General features: G+C 58.8%; 21 protein-coding genes. 17 read left to right on the top strand and 4 right to left on the bottom strand.

Features of this window, described 5'->3' with window-relative positions; translation table 11 throughout:
• Positions 1–14: 14 nt before the first annotated feature.
• Positions 15–1,166, bottom strand: a complete 1,152-nt coding sequence (locus tag EDF70_RS28630) for an ROK family protein (RefSeq protein WP_165932179.1) — start codon at positions 1,164–1,166, stop codon at positions 15–17.
• A 148-nt stretch (positions 1,167–1,314) separates the two neighbouring features.
• Here EDF70_RS28630 and EDF70_RS28625 point away from each other — a divergent pair, with 148 nt between their 5' ends.
• From EDF70_RS28625 to EDF70_RS28585, 9 genes are all read left to right on the top strand, one after another.
• Positions 1,315–2,352, top strand: a complete 1,038-nt coding sequence (locus EDF70_RS28625) for a hypothetical protein (protein WP_132281392.1) — start codon at positions 1,315–1,317, stop codon at positions 2,350–2,352.
• Entirely contained in the window at positions 2,352–3,308 is a 957-nt protein-coding gene (locus EDF70_RS28620) for a BadF/BadG/BcrA/BcrD ATPase family protein (protein ID WP_132281389.1), read from the top strand. The genes EDF70_RS28625 and EDF70_RS28620 overlap by 1 nt, the downstream gene beginning before the upstream one ends.
• A gap of 38 nt (positions 3,309–3,346) precedes the next feature.
• Positions 3,347–4,924, top strand: coding sequence for an ABC transporter substrate-binding protein (locus EDF70_RS28615; protein WP_245519421.1), 1,578 nt, complete (start codon positions 3,347–3,349; stop codon positions 4,922–4,924).
• A 15-nt stretch (positions 4,925–4,939) separates the two neighbouring features.
• A complete protein-coding gene (locus tag EDF70_RS28610; protein ID WP_132281383.1) occupies positions 4,940–5,968 on the top strand; it encodes an ABC transporter permease in 1,029 nt (342 codons plus the stop codon).
• 23 nt (positions 5,969–5,991) lie between these two features.
• On the top strand, positions 5,992–6,861 hold the full coding sequence (locus EDF70_RS28605; protein WP_245519420.1) for an ABC transporter permease: 870 nt from the start codon (positions 5,992–5,994) through the stop codon (positions 6,859–6,861).
• Positions 6,848–7,696: an ABC transporter ATP-binding protein gene (locus EDF70_RS28600; RefSeq protein WP_132281377.1), complete on the top strand. Its 849-nt coding sequence runs from the start codon at positions 6,848–6,850 to the stop codon at positions 7,694–7,696. Before EDF70_RS28605 ends, EDF70_RS28600 begins: the two co-directional genes overlap by 14 nt.
• Entirely contained in the window at positions 7,693–8,430 is a 738-nt protein-coding gene (locus EDF70_RS28595; protein WP_132281374.1) for an ABC transporter ATP-binding protein, read from the top strand. The genes EDF70_RS28600 and EDF70_RS28595 overlap by 4 nt, the downstream gene beginning before the upstream one ends.
• 60 nt (positions 8,431–8,490) lie before the next feature.
• A complete protein-coding gene (locus tag EDF70_RS28590) occupies positions 8,491–9,471 on the top strand; it encodes a mannonate dehydratase (RefSeq protein ID WP_132281371.1) in 981 nt (326 codons plus the stop codon).
• 64 nt (positions 9,472–9,535) lie between these two features.
• Positions 9,536–10,294 carry a glucosamine-6-phosphate deaminase gene (locus tag EDF70_RS28585; RefSeq protein ID WP_132281368.1) on the top strand — a complete coding sequence of 253 codons (759 nt, stop codon included), beginning with the start codon at positions 9,536–9,538 and terminating at the stop codon, positions 10,292–10,294.
• 196 nt (positions 10,295–10,490) lie between these two features.
• Here the strand turns inward: EDF70_RS28585 and EDF70_RS28580 are convergent, their stop codons facing one another.
• Both EDF70_RS28580 and EDF70_RS28575 read right to left on the bottom strand, forming a co-directional pair.
• Positions 10,491–12,098: an ABC transporter substrate-binding protein gene (locus EDF70_RS28580; RefSeq protein WP_132281365.1), complete on the bottom strand. Its 1,608-nt coding sequence runs from the start codon at positions 12,096–12,098 to the stop codon at positions 10,491–10,493.
• Positions 12,099–12,175: 77 nt separating this feature from the next.
• On the bottom strand, positions 12,176–13,324 hold the full coding sequence (locus tag EDF70_RS28575) for a mandelate racemase family protein (RefSeq protein WP_132281362.1): 1,149 nt from the start codon (positions 13,322–13,324) through the stop codon (positions 12,176–12,178).
• A gap of 311 nt (positions 13,325–13,635) precedes the next feature.
• On the opposite strand from EDF70_RS28575, the gene EDF70_RS28570 reads away from it, so the two are divergent.
• The 8 genes from EDF70_RS28570 to EDF70_RS28535 all read left to right on the top strand — a co-directional run bounded on the left by EDF70_RS28570 (position 13,636) and on the right by EDF70_RS28535 (position 22,451).
• Positions 13,636–14,355, top strand: coding sequence for a FadR/GntR family transcriptional regulator (locus EDF70_RS28570; protein ID WP_132281359.1), 720 nt, complete (start codon positions 13,636–13,638; stop codon positions 14,353–14,355).
• A 159-nt stretch (positions 14,356–14,514) separates the two neighbouring features.
• The gene (locus tag EDF70_RS28565) at positions 14,515–15,411 is read left to right on the top strand and encodes an AraC family transcriptional regulator (RefSeq protein ID WP_132281356.1); all 897 of its coding nucleotides are present in this window, start codon (positions 14,515–14,517) and stop codon (positions 15,409–15,411) included.
• 102 nt (positions 15,412–15,513) lie between these two features.
• Positions 15,514–17,646, top strand: coding sequence for a TonB-dependent siderophore receptor (locus tag EDF70_RS28560; RefSeq protein ID WP_132281353.1), 2,133 nt, complete (start codon positions 15,514–15,516; stop codon positions 17,644–17,646).
• A 67-nt stretch (positions 17,647–17,713) separates the two neighbouring features.
• Positions 17,714–18,790, top strand: coding sequence for an ABC transporter substrate-binding protein (locus EDF70_RS28555; RefSeq protein WP_165932178.1), 1,077 nt, complete (start codon positions 17,714–17,716; stop codon positions 18,788–18,790).
• On the top strand, positions 18,787–19,869 hold the full coding sequence (locus EDF70_RS28550; RefSeq protein WP_245519418.1) for an iron ABC transporter permease: 1,083 nt from the start codon (positions 18,787–18,789) through the stop codon (positions 19,867–19,869). Before EDF70_RS28555 ends, EDF70_RS28550 begins: the two co-directional genes overlap by 4 nt.
• A complete protein-coding gene (locus tag EDF70_RS28545) occupies positions 19,866–20,672 on the top strand; it encodes an ABC transporter ATP-binding protein (protein WP_132281347.1) in 807 nt (268 codons plus the stop codon). Before EDF70_RS28550 ends, EDF70_RS28545 begins: the two co-directional genes overlap by 4 nt.
• A 209-nt stretch (positions 20,673–20,881) precedes the next feature.
• Complete coding sequence (locus tag EDF70_RS28540) at positions 20,882–21,730, top strand: siderophore-interacting protein (protein ID WP_165932177.1); 849 nt, start codon at positions 20,882–20,884, stop codon at positions 21,728–21,730.
• A gap of 334 nt (positions 21,731–22,064) precedes the next feature.
• Positions 22,065–22,451, top strand: coding sequence for a hypothetical protein (locus tag EDF70_RS28535; RefSeq protein ID WP_132281341.1), 387 nt, complete (start codon positions 22,065–22,067; stop codon positions 22,449–22,451).
• Here EDF70_RS28535 and EDF70_RS28530 read toward each other — a convergent pair.
• On the bottom strand, positions 22,400–22,817 hold a 418-nt coding region (locus tag EDF70_RS28530), incomplete at its 5' end, for a transposase (RefSeq protein WP_165932176.1). The two genes, EDF70_RS28535 and EDF70_RS28530, sit on opposite strands and share 52 nt — an antisense overlap.

Raw genomic sequence — 22,817 nt, 5'->3', positions numbered from 1 at the left:
AGAAGGTCGTGTGCTTACGACGGCAAGAGAGTTGGCCTAGCCGATAGCGGTTTATGAAACCGTTCGACAAGCTGGCCGATTGCCAGATCCCTTGCCAGCAGGCAAGCCCCCAGAACGGTCGCCTCGGCACCCTTTCGAGAGATTTCCAGCTGCGTATCCTGGTTCCGGCTCTGGAATTCATCAAGAATGATCCGAGCAAAGGCTTCGTTGCGGGTGAGACCTCCGCCCAACACGATGATTTCCGGATCAAGAATGGTCGCGGCAGTCGCGGCAAGGCGACCAAGCGCCACGCCGTGTTCCGACATCAACAGCCTTGCCTTCTCATCACCGCTGGTCGCGAGCAGAAAAAGTGCTTCCGGTGAGGCGGGCATGAGATCGCCTGCAAAGGCCCCAGACACCGATTGCATGAGCCCGAGTGAACCGTACCTGCGCTCAATGGCATCAACCCCGGAAACAACGTCGCTGCTCCACGACAGCGGTATCTGTGCAAGTTCACCGCTGCCGCCCCGTCCGCCCCTGATCAGCGCGCCATCCGCAAAAAATCCGAGACCGATACCAACGCCAATCTGCATGTAGGCTGCATCGTCGTGGCCACGCATGAGGCCGTCCTGATGTTCGGCGACAGCTGCACAGTTGACATTGTTTTCCAGTAAAAATGGAGTGCTGCGCGGCAGCAGCGATGCCGCGACGAACATTTCTGCAATCTCGAGCGCCAGCGGTCGCGGCTTGCCCTCGCGCACCAGCCGCCGCGGCACGACCTGGTTGAGCGCAAGCGCGACCGCGAGCGGCGGCGTCCCTATCACCTTTAGCGCGGGAGAGTTGGCAACAAGCTGCCCCGCCAGCCCACCGAGCTTTTCCGCGCCTCCCTCGTGCTTGCGGCTTTCCTGCGCGAGAATGTGTCCATTGAGCAGACGGGCGGAAAAACTGATCTGTGTCGACCCGATATCGACGCCGAGAATCCAGCCCGCATCGTCGCTCACGCCGTATACGATCGTGGCACGCCCGCGCGCGCCCTGCTCTCGCCGCAACTCGCACACCATGGATTTCGCGGTCAGTTCCGTGAGCGCCAGAGTGACCGTGGGAAAGCTCAAACCGGCGCTCTCGGCAAGCAGTTTCCGCGTCGCCTCACCGACCTCAAGGAGGTGTGCGAAAACCAGCTGCGCCACTTCCGAAAGGGCACGATCCACAGCAGCGCTCATTAATTTCTCCATCAAATCACACCCTTGTGTAACCGACCCTGCATTTTCGTAAAAGACGCTTGACGCATTTATTAAAGTCGATAACTTTAATTTATCTCAAGGAGGGGATAAAGAGTTGAACACGGCGGTTTTTCCCAGACGCGAATGGATTTCGGCGCAGGCATCTTATGCCACGCAGGCCGACGAACTGATCGCGATGGTCGACAGGCTGGACGATCAGCTTCGTCAGGCGCGCCTTGAAAAACCTTTGCGTGTGACTTTGGTCGGCATCGGTGCAAGCCATGCGGCCGCCGCCACCCCGGTTTACGAAATGCGTCGTCATGGACTGGATGCTCACCGTTTTCTCCCAAGCGAGCTTCCGGCAGGACTGTCGGGTCATCACGGCCTGACAGTCCTGATTTCGCAGAGCGGCCGAAGCGCCGAGGTGGTCGATCTCGTACGCCATGGCATCGGCTCCGGTCAGGTTGCCATCACCAATTACACCCCCTCCCCGCTCGGCACGCTTTGCGGCCGCGAAATCAACCTCGGCAACCTTCCCGACAGTTCTGTTTCCGTCGTCAGCTTCACCGGCACGATGCTGGCACTTGCCATGCTGATCGAGCGCTGGACGGACCGGACCCGGACCGAACACTGGAAGCATCTGATAAGTCTCGCGGCGGAAACGGCCGATCGGCTGGACGGCGAAATCCGCGACGTGGCGGAAATGCTTCTTTATTCGGCGAGCATCGACATCGTGGCGCCTGCCCCCTTGATGTCGGTGGCGGAAGAAGGCGTGTTGATGCTGCGCGAGGGACCGAGGCTTTTTGCGACGGCGATGGAGACGCGGCAGTACCTTCATGGACCGATGGATGCCGCCGGACCGGGCGCGCATCTGCTGTTTGGTGGAAACCGTGAAGCACGGCTTCTTGCCCAGCTTTCGGAACGAACGAAACGCCTTGCCCTTGTCACCGGAAGCAGCACGGATGCCGTCCCCGACGGCTGCCACAGGCTGGTTCTTCCGTTCGAGACAAGCGATCCCATCTCCTTTGCGATTGCCTCCACTTTCATTGCCCAGAAACTGACGCTTCACGCCGCCGACATTCGCGGCTTCGACATCAATGAAGCTGCGTTTCAGCGGATCGACACAAAAACCGATAGTTTGACGAAAATATAATGAACGATTTTCAGACCCCCCTGCTGGTTGGCATAGATGCCGGCGGCTCCAAGATGCATATCCAGATCGCGTCGGCGCTGGACGGCCATGTGTTAGCTGACGAAGTTCAACCGAATACCGGCTGGGCCAACCTCGACGACGCGACACGCGCCGACACTCTGCTTGCGCTCGTGCGGGCCTCGAGCGCGCCTTACGGGCAACCTGTGGTGATCGTGGCAGGCGTGCATGGCAATGACAGCCCCGAACAGGAGGCAGTGCTGCGTGCGCCGCTTGCGGCCTATTATCCGGTCGTCCGCATTGTCAACGATTCCAACCTGCTGATCCTGGCCTACGGCAAATCCTCCGGCACCGGCGTGATTGCCGGCACGGGATCATCGGCGACGGCAACGCTCGGAGACACGGCATTGACCGTCGGCGGCTGGGGCTGGATCTTTGGCGATGAAGGCGGCGCCGTCGGTATCGTTCGGGATGCGGCAAGACAGGTGCTGGACGCGTATGACAAGGGCGAGCAGGATCCGCTGAGCGAAAATCTTCTTGCCCATTTCGGCGTCGATCATCCGCATGGCCTGACCCATGCCTTCTCGACCATCGATCCGCGCATCTGGTCGCAGGCCGCCCATCTGGTGTTCGAGGCCGCGGAACGTGGCTCGTTGCGTGCGCGCAAGATTATCGAGGACCATGCGCTTGCGCTTGCCGAACTCGTGGTGCTCTTGCAGCGACGTGGCGGCGACGTCGAAACGATCGTTTGCGCCGGCGGTGTCATCACCGGCCAACCCGCACTTTTCAACGCGTTCACCCGAGAAGTCCGCCGCCTGCTCGGCGCTTCGACGGAAACCGCACTTCTGCTCGATCCACCGGTCAGGGGCGCGCTCAATCTTGCCAAGCAGATCTACATAAAATCGCAAACGGGAACTACGAAGACCGATCAGCCTGTGGCAGATCGCGTTTCAATCTGAACGGAGGGAATTGCATGCAACATTTCAGCTCGAAACTGATGACAGGTGTCGCCTTCGCCATCGCGCTTACGACAGCGCCGATGGCACTGGCCGAAACCCCGAAGAACCAGTTGGTGATCGGCACTTCGCTGGCGCAGGTCCTGTCGGTCGATCCGCAGCAGGGCACTGAAACCAAGACCCAGGAAATCCTGGCGGCCACCTACGACCGCCTCGTCTATTCCGACGATGCCAACGGCAACACGGTGAAGCCGCAGCTGGCAGAGCGTTGGGAAGCCGATGACAAGGGCGTCACCTTCCACCTGCGTGATGCGAAATTTGCGTCCGGCAACGCGGTCACTGCAAACGACGTCGTGTTCTCGCTGGTGCGTCTGCTGAAGCTGAACCAGTCGGCTTCGCAGTACCTGAAGAGCGCCGGATACACCGCCGACAATATTGAGACACTCGCCAAGGCCGTCGACGACAAGACGTTTCGCATCGAACTGACCGACCGCGTCATCGCCGAGGACCTCATCTACCGTCTCGCCATGGGCGTCTCGAGCGTGGTCGACAGCGTCGAGGTGCAGAAACACGTCAATAACAACGATTACGGCAACGAGTGGCTGCGCACCAATACCGCCGGCTCAGGCCCATTCGTGCTGCGTCGCTGGGTTCCGAATGAAACTGTTATTCTCGAAGCCAACAAGTCCTATTGGGGCAAGGCACCGACGATGACGCGCGTGATCATGCGCCACGTACCGGAAAGCCAGACCGCTCGCCTCATGCTGGAACGTGGTGATATCGATATCGCCAACGCGCTGAGCGCGCCAGACGTCAAATCCTTTATGACCAACTCGAAGTTCAAGATCGAACAGATCAAGATCGGCGGCTTCTTCGTTCTCGCCATGAACGCCGGCAAGGAGCCGCTTTCCAACCCGCAGGTTCGTGAAGCGATCGCTTATGGTGTCGACTACAAGGGCATTGCCGAAACCATTCTCGGCCCCTATGGCCGCCAGCGCAATGTGCCGGTTCCGGAAGACTGGAAGGGTGCTATCGCCAATCCCGACTACTCACTGCAGCCGGAAAAGGCCAAGGAAATGCTTGCAAAGGCTGGATATCCGGACGGCTTTTCGCTGACGCTGAAGACCATTGCCCAGGCGCCGCGCGTCGACATCGCCACCGCCCTTCAAGCAAACCTCGCGCAGATCGGCATCAAGGTGGAGATCAAGCAGGGCAATGGCGCCGATATCGTCGCCTCCCACCGCGCCCGCGATTTCGATCTGCTGCTGCCGCAGGCAACCGCCATCATGCCGAATGCACTGGGCGCAATGAACGACTTCGTCACCAACCCGGACAACCGCCTGGAAGCCAAGAATGCCGGCAACTTCGTCTGGCGCTCGGCCTGGGACATCCCGGAACTGAACGATCTGCGCAACAAGGCCAACAGCGAGCGCGACGAAGCAAAGCGCGCCGAGATGATCAAGCAGCTGCAGGAAATGTTCATCGCCCAGAAGCCTGCGGTTCTGCCGATGTTCGAATCCTTCACGCCAATCGTTCTGAATGCAGGCGTAAGCGGCTACAGCACGAACCTCTGGTCGCTGAACCGACTTGAGAACGTCACGAAAACGGACGCGAAGTAAGCGAGACGGCCGATCATGAAGGAATTTACCCTCTTAGAACTCACGCGGCGGCTCGGACAGCTGGTTGTCAGCCTGTTTGCCCTGCTTGTCGTGACCTTCGTGATCGGCCGGGTTCTCCCGACCGATCCGATTGGTGCAATTGTGGGCGAGCTGGCGGACCCTGCCGCATTCGAAGCAATGCGGCAAAAGCTCGGCCTCGATCTGCCGATCTACCAGCAATTCTGGATCTACGTGACATCTCTGCTGCAGGGTGACCTCGGCACGGCGATCCTGACTGGCAATCCGGTCACCAAGGATCTAGCGCAGGCCTTTCCCGCGACACTCGAGCTGGCGACGCTTGCCGTCATCATCTCGACGGTCATCGGCGTGCCCCTTGGCATGGTCGCCGCTTTTTACCGCGATACCTGGATCGACCAGTTCGCCCGCGTCATTTCGCTGGTCGGCCATTCCATCCCGGTCTTCTGGTTCGGCGTGGTGGGTCTCGTCATCTTCTATGCAGGCCTTGCCTGGGTGGGTGGACCGGGCCGTGTCGATACCTATCTCGATGGGCTGATCGAGCCGCAGACCGGCCTGCTTCTGGTCGACAGCCTGCTGGTCGGTGATACGGAGACCTTCTGGAATGCTGTTCACCACATCATCCTGCCGGCTTGCATTCTCGCCTATTCCGCGATGGCCTACATTACCCGCATGACTCGCAGCTTCACGCTGGAGCAGTTGAACCAGGACTACGTGACGGCCGCCCGTGCCAAGGGTGCTTCCAGTGCTCGCATCGTCGTCGGTCATCTCCTGCCCAACATCGCCGTTCAGCTGGTGACCGTGCTGGCCATTTCCTATGGCAACCTGCTGGAAGGTGCGGTCGTCACGGAGATCGTGTTCTCCTGGCCCGGCATCGGCCAGTACATGACTAATGCCCTGATGATCGGCGACATGAACGCCATCCTCGCCGGCACTCTCATCATCGGTGCCATCTTCATGGCCTTGAACTTCATCTCGGATCTTGCCTATCTGGTTCTCGATCCGCGCACCCGCGAGGTGACGCAATGAGCGCGCAAAATACCGCCACTGAAATGCCGGGCCGCCCGCGTTCGGCCATTCTCTCCGGCCTTGCGGCGATCTGGGAAAAACTGTCTCGCGAGCCGGTCGGCCTTTGCGGTTTCTTCGTTCTGTTCGTTTTGCTTGTGCTCGCACTGTTTGCACCGCTGATCGCTCCATACGATCCGACCGTGCAGAACCTGCAGGCGGCCTTCCTGCCACCCAGCTGGTCGCATCTGGCCGGCACGGATGAATTCGGCCGCGACATCTTCTCGCGGCTCGTTTTCGGCGCGCGCATCACCATTTCCACAATCATGCTGGTGACGGTAATTGTCGGACCGATCGGGCTGATCGTCGGCGTCGTCTCCGGTTTCGTCGGCGGCCGCACGGATGCAATCCTGATGCGCTTTACCGATATCGTCCTGTCCTTTCCGTCGCTGATCCTGGCACTTGCCTTTGCGGCGGCCCTGGGCGCCGGTCTCGGCACGGCCGTCATCGCGATCTCGCTGACAAGCTGGCCGGCGATCGCCCGTCTGGCCCGTGCCGAGGCACTCGTTGTGCGCAACACCGACTATGTCGCGGCGGCCCGTCTTTACGGCGCATCGCCAATGCGTCTACTGTTTCTCTATATCGCCCCGATGTGCATTCCCTCCGTCGTCGTACGCCTGACGCTCAACATGGCCGGTATCATCCTGACGGCAGCGTCATTGGGCTTCCTCGGCCTCGGTGCGCAGCCACCGGCGCCAGAATGGGGTGCGATGATTTCGAGTGGCCGCAAGTTCATGCTGGATCACTGGTGGGTTGCGGTCATGCCCGGCCTCGCCATCCTGATTACCAGCCTTGCCTTCAACCTTGTCGGCGATACGCTTCGCGACCTGCTGGATCCTCGCCATGCACGCTCCTGATCAAGACACAATCCTTTCGGTCAAAAACCTGTCCGTGCATTTTGGCCGCTACGCAAAACCCGCCATTGATGGCGTCAGTTTCGACCTCAAGGCGGAACGTCTCGGCATCGTCGGCGAAAGCGGTTCGGGTAAATCGACCCTTGGTCGTGCCATCATGCGGTTGTTGCCACCGATCGGCCGGGTCACCGCAGACACATTGACCTTTGACGGCATGCCGCTGCTTGCCGCCAAGGAAAAACAAATGCGCTCGCTGCGCGGCAACCGCATGGCGCTGATCATGCAGGATCCGCGTTATTCGCTGAACCCGGTCCTGCCGATCGGCAAACAGGTGGCGGAAGCAGCACTCCTGCACCTGAAGGTCGGCAAGGCCGAAGCCTATAAAATCGCCGCGACCATGCTGGAACGCGTGCGCATCACCGATATCGAACGCACGATGAAGCTTTATCCCCACCAGATTTCCGGTGGCATGGGCCAGCGTGTAATGATCGCCATGATGCTACTGGCAAAACCGCGCATGGTGATTGCCGACGAGCCGACGTCGGCGCTCGACGTTTCGGTGCGCGGCGACGTGTTGAATCTGCTCGATGAACTTGTGCGCGAAAACAAAGCCGGCCTGATGCTGATCAGCCATGACATCCGCATGGTTGCCGCTTTCTGCGAACGCATCATGGTCATGTACAAGGGGCGCGTCGTGGAAACTCTGACCAACCTTGAAGAAGCACAGCACCCGTATACGCGCGGTCTGATCGCTGCCATGCCGGACTTGAAGGCACCGGTGCGGCGTCTGAAAACGCTCGACAGAAACGCAATCGATGCCGTGGAGACCCGCCCATGATCGACGTTCAGGATCTCTCCGTCTCTTTCGGCAGCGGCGCATCTGCCCGGCAGGTCGTCAAGAGTGTATCGTTTTCGGTCGCCAAGGGCGAAACGCTCGGCATCGTCGGCGAATCAGGCTGTGGCAAGTCGACGGTTCTGCGTTCGCTCGCCGGCCTCGACCGCCATTGGACCGGAAAGATCAACCTTGCCGGCACCGATGTGGACAAGACCCGCACCCGCGAACAGATGCTTTTGACGCAAATGGTGTTTCAGGATCCATACGGCTCCATCCACCCGCGTCACCGCATCAGCCGGGTTCTGGCCGAACCGATCCGTGCGATGGATCGCGGCAAGGGTTGGGACCGTGTACCGTCAGCACTGGAACAGGTCGGTCTGCCGGCGGCTTTTGCCGAGCGGTTTCCGCACCAGCTTTCCGGCGGCCAGCGCCAGCGTGTGGCCATCGCCCGCGCCCTGATGCTGGAGCCGGAAATCATCCTCCTCGATGAGCCGACATCGGCGCTCGACGTTTCGGTTCAGGCGGAAGTGCTCAATCTCCTTGCCGACCTCAAGGAAGCGCGTCAGCTGACCTATGTACTGGTCAGCCATGATCTGAGCGTGATCGCGCATATGTGCGACCGAGTTCTGGTGATGAAGAGCGGCGTCTTTGTCGACGAACTGACCAAAGACGACCTCTACGAGGGCCGCACCCACGACGATTATTCGCGCATGCTGTTCGAGGCGAGCGCAATCTGAAAAATCAGTGGCTCCGGCAGAGCCGCCTTCATTCACATCGATAAAAATGACGAGGCCAATATGTATCTCGGAACACAGGTGGACGCCCGCGACGATGACGAGTTTCGCATCTGGGCACAGCTCGGCATCAAGAACGTTTGTGCCGATCCGCCGGGCAAGCCGGCAAGCTGGACCTTCGACGATATTCTTCGCCAGCGCGAGAAAGTCGAAAGCTTTGGCCTGACGCTGGACATGGTCCAGTTGCCGATGTCGTCGCGGCCGATCGAAGAAACGCCTTATCAGGACATCCTGCTGGGCGGTGCCGATCGCGACCGTCAGATCGACGCCGTCTGCGCGATGATCGAAAACATCGCCAGGGCCGGCATTCCGGCGGCCAAATACAATCTCAACATCATCGGCATTCCGCGCACTGAAATGGAACGCGGCCGCGGCGGCTCGCTCAACGAGGCATGGCGCTGGGACAAGGCAGACCATGACGCCGCTCCGGGTCTTGCCGGCGTTCTTTCCGAAGACGAGAACTGGGAGCGCATCGATTATTTCCTCGAGCGCGTCGTGCCGGTTGCCGAAAGCAACAGGGTCCGTCTCGCCTGCCATCCGCATGACCCCTACACGCCGCCGGGCTACAAGGGCGTCACCCGCGTTCTAGGAACGGTCGAAGGCCTGAAGAAATTCGTGCAGATGCGCGAAAACCCGTATCACGGCCTGAACTTCTGCCAGGGTTCGATTGGCGAGATGCTCGACAATCCGCGCGAGGAAATCGACGACATCATCCGCTGGTTCGGCAGCCGGGAAAAGATCTTCAACGTCCATTACCGCAACATTCGCGGCGGCAAGCTTTCCTTCATAGAAACCTTTCCGGACGAAGGCGACATGGACATGATCCGCTCGCTGAAGATCTACAAGGAAGTCGGCTACAAATACATGGTCATGCCCGATCACGTGCCGACCATTTCCGGCCGCGACCCGGTCGGCGTCGCCTTCAGCTTCTGCTACGGCTACATCGCCGCCCTTCTCGAAGCGATGGACAAGGGTCACATCTGATCATCGGGCAGCCGGTTTCCGCCGGCTGCAATCCCGCCTCCAAATTTTAAAAGGTTTCAGTCTGATGGATCACCATCCCCGGATCGCGTCCGCTCGCGCCGCCAAGATCACCATTCTGCCAACGGCGGAAGAGGCGAGCCAATTCGTCGCGGAAAGGCTTGTCACACTGGTGCAGGCAAACCCGACCTGCCGGCTGGGGCTTGCGACCGGACAGACGCCGCGCCGTGTCTATGCGAAGCTGGTTGCGGCCGCACAGGACGAAAAAGTTTCCTTCGCTAAGGTCGAAACCATCAATCTCGATGAATATTGCGGGCTTGAACAATCACATCCGGATTCATTCGCTGCCTACATGCATCGCGAACTGTTTTCCGGTGCCAGTTTCGATACATCTAAGATCAACCTGATCGATGGTGCGGCGAAGGACGAAACGGCGGAGGCAGCACGTTATGCCGCGCTCGTCCGCTCCCGTCCCGTGGATCTGCAACTGCTCGGCATCGGCACCAATGGCCATATCGGCTTCAACGAACCGGGTTCGCCGGTGACGAGCCGCGTGCGGATAGTAGAACTTTCGCCGGAAACGCTAGTCGTAAACCAGCAGACACTGCTGCAACTCGATCGGGTACCGACACGGGCCATCACGATGGGCATTGCCGACATTATCGATGCACGCGAAATCGTTGTTCTAGCAACCGGAGCGGCCAAGGCGGAAGCCATTCGCAAGAGCCTGTCTGGACAGCTTGGCGAAGCCTGCCCGGCCTCTCTGCTGCAGATACATGGCAACGTGCACTGGGTGCTAGATAAAGGTGCCGCGCAGCTACAGTGATTACGCTAACGCTAATATCTCCCTATTAGCTCTTGACCAGACTTGAACCAACTACCCGCCCATTTCTGATTTGATGTACCCTCATCGTTGGGAGCATGGTTGAACCTCGTTCAGGTCGAGCTATTACCAGCCAGCGATCTTGCTGTTTACTGGTGCCACTACAATCAGTGATCCGCGTACGGTGGCCTCTCTCCTGTCAACGCCGTTTGCGCACTGCGTCGAGTTTGGTCTGCCATACAGGACTGATGCGAAAACCCTCAATATCCGCGCGTTGAGCAACTGAATCCGTCACCTGCGAAATTGGCTGGATGGCGGGAATGCGATCGGCATAAAGCTTTTCGATATCCTGATACCGCTCTGCCTGTTTGTCGGGGCTCGTCTCAGCGAGCGCTGCGTCAATTCTAGAATTGAGCTCATCATCCTTGAATGAGGTGCGCCATCCCACAAGACCGGTCAACTTCGCCTCGTCGCGATTGTCCGGATTATACGCAAGGCTTCGCATGTCACCATCAGGATGCGAGATCTGGCCCCCGCTACGCCCGACGATCAGTTCGAAATTCCGTTCACGCATCGGGCCATAAACTTGCTCGCCGCTGCCGGTAAGAATTTTGATGCGGATTCCAGCCTGGCCCAGCAGGCTTTGCAGGACGATGGCGAGATTATCAAACGGTGGTTCCGACAATGTGCGAATTGTCAGATCGATGCCATCGGCATATCCGGCTTCGACAAGAAGCTTCTTAGCCGCCTCCACATCCATCTTCAGGCCGGGATCGTAGGGATCCTTCGCCAAGCCAATCTGTATGGGACTTAGATGCCGCACACCGAAATAGGGCATGACAGTCCTGTTCAGTCCATCGAAATCAATGAGTTTGAGGATGGCCTCGCGCAGCTTCGGATTGGCGAGGTTCTCGTTCTTTTGAGACATCGCAAGGTAGTACAGGCCGTTTCCGATCGATGTGGTAACCTTGACGGCCTCGTTAGACTTCAGGGCGTCGAGATCGGCAGCACCGAGCGAATAGGCAATGTCCAGATCGCCTTTTTCGATGAGCAGCCGCTGGCTTTGGGGTTCGGGGATATGCCGCATCAACACGCGGCTCATGGCTGGCGCCGGCCCCCAGTAATTGTCGTTACGCGCCAGCACGACCATCTCATTCGGGCGAAGTGATTGCACCTTGAATGCAGCGGTTCCGGCGGAGTTTGTCGTCAGCCAGCCCGCCCCCAGATCGCCGTTCTTGTCATGGCTCAGAACTTCCTTTTTATCGATGACGCTCCCCGTCCCCGCCATCGCCAGGGTCATCAGGATGATCTGCGGATCAATCGGCTGAAGAATGGCGATCTCGACCGTCCTGTCATCAAGAGCTTTGAAGCTTTGCGCGGCATTGTCACTGTTATAGCCGCGCAGACGCAAGTTGGTTGCCTGCGCCAGATTGAGTTTCAGGACGCGTTGTAGCGACCAGACGACATCGTCCGCTGTCACGGCGTTGCCCGAGGTGAATTTCAAGTCTGGGCGCAGGTGAAAGCGAATTGATTTTTCATCCGGCCCCACCTCCCATCGCTCGGCAAGTGCCGGGATGACCTTCGCTCGCTCGACGGGATCGATGCCGACCAATCCGTCGTAGAGATTGGCAAGAACCTGAACCCGCTCCTTGCTCGAAGAGCCGGCCGGATCAAGTGTCAGCACATTGGTCATCGAGAAGCCGATGACCAACTGGTTCGCCGGTGTTTCGGCCAATGCCGGTGTCATGCCGAGCAAGCTCGTCGTTGTCATAAGGGCTACGGCGATCAACATTTTGCGTCGTTTCATGGTTCCTCCCATTGCGGCCAGATTGACGCCGCAGGCCTCCTCTGCCTCGCGTCGACCGCTCCACTTTTACTGTCGTGTCACTCCGCCAAATTGGCGTCGATGTAATCGAAATTGATATCCTCCCCGAGACCCGGCGCCTGCGACAGCCAGACGAAGCCGTCTTCGTCCATAGGATCAGGAATGGCATTCAGATATTCGGGGCAAGCATCATAATCGAGAAACGGGTGCAGCAGACCACGCTCATACCAGCGGCAATTCTTGGTGGCAGCGGAAATGGTGAGGTTTTCCGCTCCATGACCGTGCACCTCGCAGTTCATGCCAAAACTTTCGGCCAGATGCATGGTCTTCAGCGCCGGCGTGATGCCGCCGACATCCTCGACGCCGGTGCGAAGAATATCGCAGGCTCCCGCCTTGATCCACTCCGCGCGGTGTTTGTATTTGCCACCAACCGATTCCGGCCCGATCACCGGGATCTTCAACTGCTGCGCAAGCCAGGCGTACGAAGACATCGACTGCTCGTCCATCACCTCCTCGATCCAGGTGAAGTTCAACGCCTCGAGGCCCTTGCCGAGCTCGTAAGCCTCCTGGCGGGAATACCAGTGATAGGCATCCAGCATCAGCGGGATTTTGGGTCCGACAGCCTCACGCACGGCGGCACAGGCCTTGAGATCCATCTCGATGCTGGGCGACCAGCTGACCGGCGGCATCCAGGTGTGAAGCTTTATCGCCTGATACCCGCGGGTGACGAGCTGCTGGGCAAACCGACCGTAATCTTCCGGCGTTGCAAGCCCGCCTTCCAGTTCGTCACCGCACATGATGGAGCCATAGGCGGGCACCTTGTCCCGGTAGGAGCCGATGATCTTGTAGACCGGAGCCTTGAACAGATGGCCGGCGAGATCCCAGAGCGCACAATCGACGATGGCAACCGTCCGGTCACTGAGTTGACCTCCACTCCCCCGCTGCCAGTGCGCTAGATCCTGCCAGAGACGTTCACGGGCCAGCGCATCCTGATTGAGAACGACCGGGCGAATGAAACGATCGAGCAGATGCGGTCGCAGCTGTTCCGGGCTGCCAAAAGAATGCCCTTGGGTGCCGTCCTCACATGTCAGCGTCAACAGGGATTTGCGTACCTTGCGAGCCGGTCCCGGATGGGCGTGGCCATCACTGTCGATCTCCTCGTGTGTCGTGTACCAGAACGTGCGTACACTGGCATCAATGATGTTCATAGGTGTTCCCAACTTGTTCCGCCTTCGAAGCGGCCTGCTCGCTACGCCCGAGACATGAGGAGCAAACTTACTTGTCTGACTACCGATAGGTGACATAAGACAGGCTAGAGGCAAGGAAGAGTGTTCGTCAATCCCCTTAATCGACGATTTATTCTCACGCCCGAGGTAAACCATTTGGATCGCTGACAGCGAGGCCTTTTGCCAGAGCTGATAAACTATGCTTCAATGCGAGGAATCGCGTAAAAGATACCTGATGTCTGGCGTCATCTTGTCTGCTGGGTAACACATAAAATTGGAATGGAGACTTTTGGGTGGAGCAGAACAGGGATCCGGAAAAGATCGACCTAGTCGGTCGCTCGCTGGTGACACAGGTCGCCGCATCGCTGCGTCGGGATATCGAGGGCGGCAAATTCAAGCCCGGTGACAAGTTGCCGAGCGAAAACGATCTTACAGGACTGCATTCCGTCAGCCGTGCCGTCATTCGTGAAGCCGTGGCCATTCTTCGAGCAGAGGGCATGCTGGAAGCACGCCGCGGCGTCGGTGTTTTCGTCACAGATTCGGAACTTAAGGGAACGCCGTTTTCAGGCCTTTCACTCGAGCGGATATCATCGGTGATCGAATTGCTGGAGCTGCGAGCCGCATGCGAAACGGAAGCTGCAGGCCTAGCGGCGGCTCGGCGTTCTCCGACCCAGCTCGAAGCCATCATCGACGTGCATCGCCGGATTGGCGCCAACGTCGAAAAGGGTCTGTCTACGCGGGATGACGACTTCGCGTTTCACCTTGGCATTGCGCAGGCGACCCAGAACCGCCGCTTCAGCGAACTCCTTCTGCTCATCAAACCCGGCATAATCCTGAACCGCACCCAAACGGGAACGATGACGATGAACCCTCACCTGCAGGAGGAGCACGGGCGTATCGTCAATGCTATTTTTGGCGGGGACGCAACCGCCGCACGAGAGGCAATGAACACACACCTGCAAGGCAGCTTAATACGCTACAAGACATTGCTGATCGAGCGCATTTCGGAGTGAGGGAATTTGGTCGTCAGATGTAAGTTGGCGCTGCCAGTTGTTAAGCTCTTGATGGGATCTAAACCTACGACCCCTCTAAGCGACCACTAAACGTGAAATGAGGAAGATCGACCAAAGTTAAATATTGATTTCCATACTCATATTTTTTAAATTCCTTTAATGAGCATCTCTTCATCGCCCTCGCAACTTGTAACGACCCACCTTCAGGGTCAGTTGCTGGTGGAGACAAGTACCAAGATCTTCTCCGAGCCGCTCCACGTATCCTCACCCATCCGAGACGGGCTGCGCATCATCGTCGTATTGCAGGGTCGCATGCAGCTTGAGGCCGGCGATGCCCCTCTTTTGGACATTCGCACACCAACCACGTTCGCTGTTCTGAGCGAAGGAGAAAACCGGCGGCAGCAGGTATTCTCGCACGATACGCCTTTCAGCGTCGTTCTTCTGCAGATTGATCGTGAATTGATCGAGACCGAATACCAGCGCAATCCTGCGTCATTGCTATGTGGCATGCGGGATCGTTCAGGCGGCAGCCTTGTGCTTCGATCCAGAAAAGCTGACACCACAATCAGCGCTCTCGGCGCCCAATTGCTCGGCCATCGCGACGCAAACCATGGCTTTTACCGGTGCGCAAAAGCGCTGGAACTCGCCTCGCTTGTCTTTGAAGGCTTCTCTCCTGCGGCGGATGGGGCCTTTTCGGGGTACCTGACGCCGTCGGACCGCGATCGGGTGCGCGCAGCATGCGACCTCCTCGTTGCAAACTCGGTCGACCCGCCCGATCTCACGGATGTGGCACGCCGATGCGGCATCAATCTTTCCAAGCTCAATCGTGGCTTTCGCACAATCTACGGCATGGCCCCGTATCGCTACATTCAGGAATATCGCCTCGACCGTGCCTACAAGATGTTGGCCAGCGGGCACTTCACGGTGAGCCAAGTAGCGTCGGAAGCCGGTTATACTCCTGCGCATTTCTCGACCCTGTTCCGACGCCGCTTCGGCGTCGCGCCCAACACTCTGGTTCCGCACGCGTCATCCCGCGAAATCAATCGGCTTTCGTGATAGAATCACGAAAGCATTTCTCAGGATCGCGAAAGTGGAGATCATTGCTCACCATTCAGTGCAAACGCTAAAACGCCACCATCTATTTCGTGGGGGCAACCAATGATATTCTCTCGCCAGTCCGGCCTCGTGAAGCGCCAGAGCATGATGTTGGCTGCCAGCGCGGCAACCTTTACCCTGATGCTCACACAAGCGCATGCGCAAGATGCCGGCACGCAGCTTGCGCCGATCGTGGTGCAAGCGAATGGCGAAAACGCCAAAGGGCCGGTTCGTGGCATCGTCGCTAAACAGAGCGCAACCGCCACCAAGTCCGCACGAGCGGTGGCAGAAATACCGCAATCGATTTCGATCGCCACCGCAGACCAGATCCGCCAACAGCAGGTGACGACGACCAGCGAGGCGATGCGCTACACGCCGTCCACCAATGCCGAAATCTTTGGCGCCGATCCGCGCGCCGACTGGGTGCGCATGCGTGGCTTTATTGTTCCGGAACTGCTCGATGGAACTCGGATGCCGCGGGCCACCTATGCTTGGCCGCGGATCGACCCCTACATGGTTGAACGCATCGAAGCTCTTCGTGGTCCGGCAGCAGCCCTATATGGGCAGACACCACCCGGTGGTCTCCTCAATTTCGTCAGCAAGAAGCCAACAGACGAACCGCTGCGTGAAGTTCAGTTCACGCTCGGGGACCCGTGGCGCAAGCAGGCAGCTTTCGATTTCAGCGGCCCAATCGATGAGGAGGGCAAGTTCCTGTATCGCGTGACAGGCATGGTGCGTGACGCGGAAACACAGGTCGATCATGTCGACGACAACCGCATTTTCATCGCGCCCTCGATCACCTTCAAACCGGAGGAAGGTACGGAACTGACCATTTCCGGCCATCATATACGCGACGACGGCGGCTCCCTGCAGTTTCTGCCAGCGCCGGGCATGCTTTACCCCAGCGCCTACGGCTATTACGATCGCAGCACCTATATCGGAGAACCCGGCTACGACGATTTCCAAAGACGCCAGTCGGCGATCGGTTATCAGTTCGAGCACCGGTTCGACAACGGCATCACCTTCAATTCCTCGGCGCGACTTATGGAAGTTAGCTACGACCTTGACGTGGTGCGCGGTCATCCGGCAGCAGCGGCGGTTCCGCCGATGGTTAACCGTCTCGCTGTCGGGATTCATGACGTTGCCCGGACTTTCACCATGGACAACAACGTTTCCGGTACTGTCGAAACCGGCCCGGTAACTCACAACCTGCTGGCCGGCGTCGACGTGCTTATCCAGAACTACGATTACCAGTTCGGCACCGGAACGGCCTCGCCGATCAACATCTATAACCCTGTCTACGGTCAGGCGACGATCGGCACGATTACCAATACCGCCAATGCCAAGCAGAACGTCAATCAGGTCGGCGTCTACCTCCAGGACGAAATGTCGCTCGACAATTGGCGCCTGACACTGACCGGCCGGTATGACACGGCCGAGATGGACACCTATAACCGGCTCAACTCGACCCGTACCGTCAACGATGACGGCGCCTTCACAGGTCGAACCGGTCTGCTCTATGCTTTCGACAATGGTATCGCGCCTTATATCAGCTACGGCACATCGTTTGAGCCGACACAGGGTCTGAGCACCTCCGGCCAGCCTTGGGATCCGAACGAAGGCAAACAGCTCGAAGTCGGCGTCAAGTATCAGCCACTCGGCACCGATCATCTGTTCACACTGGCAGCCTTCGATCTCGAACAGAGCAATCTCGTCGTGACCAGCGGCGGTGTCTCCCAGCAGATTGGTCGCGTCGAGATGCGCGGTATCGAGGCGGAAGCCAAGATCAGCATGTGGGACGGGTGGGACATGATAGCATCCTATGCCTATCTCGACTCGAACGTCACAGCGACGGGCAAGCGCGTGATCTATGTGCCTAACCACCAGGCAGCACTGTGGGTGAACCATACTTTCTCAGGCAATCTGGAAGGCCTCAGTGCTGGCGCCGGCGTGCGTTATACGGGTGCAAGTTTCGGCGACACGGCCAATGCTCTTGAAGCACCGGCCTACACGCTGTTTGACGTGGCGGCACGCCTTGATCTCAGCGCAATCAATGAAAGTCTGAAGGGCACAGAGGTTGCGGTCAATGTCGCCAATGTGTTCGACAAGGAATACGTGGCATCGTGCAACACGGTCACCCAGTGCTATTGGGGAACGGGCCGCACGATCCGCGCGACGCTGACGCATCGCTGGTAGGCAAGGCAATGGTGGCAAGGGCATGGCGTTGAGACGGCGGGACATACTGGGTCTGATGGCTGGCGCAATGGCACTGGCAACCAGGCCGGCGCACGCCGAAAAGGCTGCGCTCGTCTCGGCTTCCCTGCCTGAGCTACAGTCTACTCCAAAAAAGATCCTCTTGGGTGACGGGCACTTGCTTCTGGCGCTGTCTCTGGTTCACCCCTCCCCGGGCGAGCTTGTCTGCGCCTGGCAGGGCGATCTGGTGCGGCACAGCAAGGAAATCTTTGCCACCTATCAGGCAGCCTTTCCCGGTCTTGCCACCGTACCCGTGGTCGGACAGGCGAGCCCGCAGACATTTTCAGTGGAAGCCGCCCTCGCCAGCCGCCCGGACGTCGTTCTTCTTGGCGGCTGTTACGGACCGGGGCCGGAAGATGAAACAGTGGTCAAGCGGCTGGAGGCCGCCGGAATACCGGTTGCGTTTGTCGACTTCTACGAAGATCCGATCGCTAATACTGCACCCAGCATGCGCCTGATCGGCAGGCTTCTTGGCGGGGCAGCCGAGGAAAAGGCGGAACGCTTCGCCCGCTGGCACGAGACCTCGATCGCCACCATTCGCGAGCGACTTGCCGCAGAAAAACCCAAGCGCCCGACGGTAATGCTGCAGGCGAATGCCGGAGCGCCCGGCTGGGACTGTTGCTGGGTGCCGGGCGCCGGCGGCCTCGGCGCCTTCATCGAGCTTGCCGGTGGCGACAATATCGGTGCATTACTTAGCCCCCTTCCCTGGATACAGGCACGGCGGGAATTCGTTCTGACAACCGATCCAGAGTTCGTCTTCGTCACCGGAGGTGGTTATCTTGCCGGCCGTGGCGGACTGGTGATCGGGCCGGGCGTAACGACGGACGCAGCAGCATCGAGCCTCCAAGACGTTGCCATGCGGGCCGATACCGCACCGCTTACGGCGTTTCAGGAAAAACGCGTGAGCGGCATCTGGCATCTGTTGCACGCGACGCCCTTTAATCTGCTTGCCGCCCAGTCGATAGCACAGCGACTGCATCCGCAATTGTTTGCCGACCTGGATCCGGCGGCGACCATGGCCCGCATCAACCGGGACTTTCTGGCCGTGCCACTCGAGGGCACGTACTCCGTGGATCTCCCCGCATGAACGGCCATCTTGCACAGCCCGCCAGAATGTTAGGCGAAAACGGCGAGCGTATCGTCGCCAGCCATCGCCGGCTGTCGGTTCGCCGCACGGTCCTGCTGATCTGCCTTCTGACAGCCGCCGTTGTTTTGCTGTTTGCAGACATCATCACCGGCCCGTCAGGCCTGAGCGCGACAGACGTGCTGACAGGTCTTATCGACCCCGCCTCGCTCGACCGGATCGAGGCCGTGATCCTCTATGACGTTCGGCTGCCGGCGGCTTTGATGGCGCTTCTGGTGGGGGCCGCGCTTGCAACCGCAGGCGTCGAGATGCAGACGGTGCTCGACAACCCGCTTGCCTCACCCTTTACGCTCGGCGTCTCGTCGGCGGCAGCGCTCGGTGCGGCGGTGGCCATTGTTACCGGCGCGAGCATACCGTTTCTCGGAGCAGGCTGGTTCGTTTCTGCCAATGCCTTTGTGTTTTCCATCGGTTCTGTCGCGCTGTTGCAAATTCTGACACGTCTTAGGGACGGCGGAAGCGAGCACCTTATTCTTTTCGGTATCGCCTTGGTGTTCTCCTTCAACGCCGCGATCTCGCTTCTGCAGTTTTACGCATCGGCCCAGTCGGTGCAGCAAGTGGTGTTCTGGATGATGGGCAACCTGCAACGGGCCGACTGGACGAATGTTGCCGTTTTGGCGGTGGTCACGGCGGTTGTGTTGCCGATGTCATGGATGGCATCGTCGCAACTGACGGCACTGCATCTTGGCGAAGAACGTGCCATGTCTTTCGGGGTTGACGTCAAGCGGTTAAGGCTAATGTCACTGATCCGCGTTAGCCTGCTGACGGCGACCGCCGTCGCCTTTGTCGGCACGATCGGCTTCATAGGCCTTGTCGGCCCGCACATCGCCCGCATGATCATCGGCGAGGACCACCGCTTCCTCATCCCCGCCAGTGCGCTGTCGGGCGGTATCCTTCTACTTGCGGCATCAATTGCCGCAAAGCTGCTGGTTCCGGATGCCAACTTACCTGTAGGCATCGTCGCCGCCCTCGTCGGCGTGCCCGTTTTCGTCGCACTTATCCTTCGACAGGGGACGCGCCGATGAGTGCGCTGTCGCTGCAGGATATTCATGCAAGCTACGCCGGCAAATCCGTGCTGGACGGTGTCAGCCTGAGCGAAATCGCACCCGGCCAGATCCTCGCGCTGACGGGCCCAAACGCGGCAGGTAAATCGACCGTCTTGAAAGCGATAGCGGGTTTTTTGCCGGTCAGGGGCAAGATCATGCTGGGAACGGAAGATATAACAGGGCTCAAGCCGTTCCAGCGGGCCGGTAAAATCTCCTACATGCCGCAGGCCCTGCCCCGAGGCGTTGGCCTCAATGTATTCGAAAGCGTTCTGAGTGCGCTTCGCATTGCCAGCAAGTACGGGACAGCAGTCTCAGGCCTGTCACTCGAACGTCAGGCGGCTGCCCTGATCGAGAAACTCGAGCTTGGCGAAATCGCCCTATCGCACATCGACACGCTTTCCGGCGGCCAGAAACAGATGGCAGCCCTTGCCCAGGCCCTGGTCGGCAATCCTTCGGTTCTCCTCCTCGACGAGCCGACGAGTGCGCTTGATCTTCGCCATCAGGATGAATTCATGCGGGTGATCCGCAGTGTCGCATCATCTGGAACGATCGTCGTCGTCATTTTGCACGAGCTTGCTCTGGCAGCGCGTATGTCCGACCGTATCGCCGTCCTGTCAAAGGGCCGGATCGACGCCGAAGGACCGCCGGCGGAGGTCCTGAGCCGGGAGGTTCTTGCGAGGGTCTGGGGAATTGATGCCGAAGTGACGTTCAACGAGCGCGGTTCGCTCATGATCGACGTGCTCGGCCCCTCTCGGGATATGCTCAGGAAGGAAATCAGATGACACAACTATCGGCGACAACGCGCGTCAACTGTCCTGATGCGGCACTTCTTGCGCGTGTCATGACCGATCATCTCATCGAACACGGGACCCAGATCGTCCCGGTTTCCGAAACCCTTTGGACGCTTGCCTCAAGCAATGGCGATGCCCGCATCATCGCCGATGGCAGCAGCCTATGCATCGAAACCTTCGCGCCTGACACCGAACGGCTGATGGAGATGAAATATCTCCTTGCCAGCCACGTGGGCGAATTCAACTTGGACAATGGCGCCGACATTCGCTGGCAAGGTGATGGCGAAGAAATCGCTTCACTGCCTAATCTCCGTCGCTTGAAAGTCCTCGCTGTCCTCGATCTTTCTCCAAATATGCGAAGGATCACGTTCGGCTCATCAAAACTGAAGCGGTTCGACACCCACTCAGCGCTGCATGCCAAACTCCTCCTTCCGCCCAACGGTGGTCAACTCTGTCTTCCGAAACTCACACCGCGCGGAACAATCGACTGGGGATCAGATACGGAGCGGGCGATCATCCGAAAATACACGATCCGCCGCATCGATCCTCAGGCCGGCACGCTCGACATCGATTTCGTGCTGCATGACCACGGCGGACCGGGCAGCCGTTTTGCCGCTCACGCAAAGGTCGGTGATGTCATCGGCATGATCGGTCCCGGCGGCGGTAGCGCAAGACCCGCTCAATGGAACCTTTTTGCTGGCGACGAAACGGCGCTGCCTGCTATCGCGAGGCTTATCGAAGCATTGCCGGCAGGTGCGCGCGGCGTGGCTATCATCGAAGTGGCAGACCGACAAGACGAGCAGACCATCCGCCAAGTCGCCGATATCGAGATAACTTGGCTGCATCGCAATCGCTCGATCAGAACCAACGCCCTTGCAAGGCGTGTGGCGGCCATCGAACTGCCAGCGGACAGATCAGTGTTCGCTTGGGCCGGCACCGAGTTCTCGAATTTTCGCAAGATCCGCTCAGACTGGCGCTCTCCTAATCGATTGGCAAAGAGCGACCACCTCGCGGTATCGTATTGGCGCGATGGCCACGCCCAGACATAGGTCTATTCGACAAGCGATTATTCTAATGTCTTGAAGATAAACTACCTTTTGACCTAGTGGATCGGAAGCATCGTGTGTCTGTTTGTTCTGCTAAGGCCATCAAAACGAATGTGCCAGCTGCGACGGCTTCCCACGCGCGATCATCGCATTCCCGGCCGTATTGCAACTTTTGCATGGTGTTCTTAACCTGATCGAGGCCGAACGCTATCCAGCAGTTGGCATCGGAAATTCCGGCATGTACTTCTGATTTGATACCGTCACTACCTTTAGCGGCGCTTTAAGTTGTACTCAAGAAATGGCCGTAGCCCCTCTTCGACGGAAAGCCTTGCAACGCTTGGCGCAGGACAAGGTCAAGCGTTTCTTGGACAATGCCGAACCGCTCAAAGGTTATGGCTCGATTTTGCGTCCAGGCCACACGCCTGGACACAGCTCGATCGTTCTGAAAGCTGAGAACGGCGAACGCCTGGTATTCTGGGGTGACGTCATTCACGGCGATTACATCCAGTTCGATCAACCAGACATTTTCGTCACATTTGACGTGAATGGTACTCAGGCTGCCACCACCCGCTCTGTGGCGCTCGCAGATGCCGCAGATGGACGCTTTATCGTGGCAGGTGCTCACCTTCCATTCCCGGGAGTCGGGCGCGTTGTAAGAGTCCGTCCGAGAATTCATGATGGTCGTGCGATGCGCCTTGTCAGCGTCATGATGGATGCAGCATAGAGAAATGCTTCGGCCGACTTTATCGTTGCCTCCGGGTCTTTCCACAGTCGTCGATTTCGGCTGATCCAGGCGAAGAAACGCTCGACGACCCAGCGCTTTGGATGAACGGCAAAGCCGACCTGATCCTTGGGCTTACGGACGATCTCGACATCGACCAGCGTCGCATTCTGCGGCCTGTCACCTGAATATCCCATGTCGGCGAATGCCTTTTCTACGAAGGGAAAGGACTTGCGGGATACCTGCAGAACAGGGATCGCGCCGTCTCTGTCTGGAATATCGGCAGGCTGGGGATCAAGGACCAGCGCACGACCATCCATGTCCACCATCGCCTGTCGCTTGCGACCTTTGACCTTCTTGCCCGCATCA

Source organism: Neorhizobium sp. JUb45 (genome assembly GCF_004343585.1).
GTDB lineage: Bacteria > Pseudomonadota > Alphaproteobacteria > Rhizobiales > Rhizobiaceae > Neorhizobium.
This window is presented reverse-complemented; position numbering and strand designations above follow the sequence as displayed.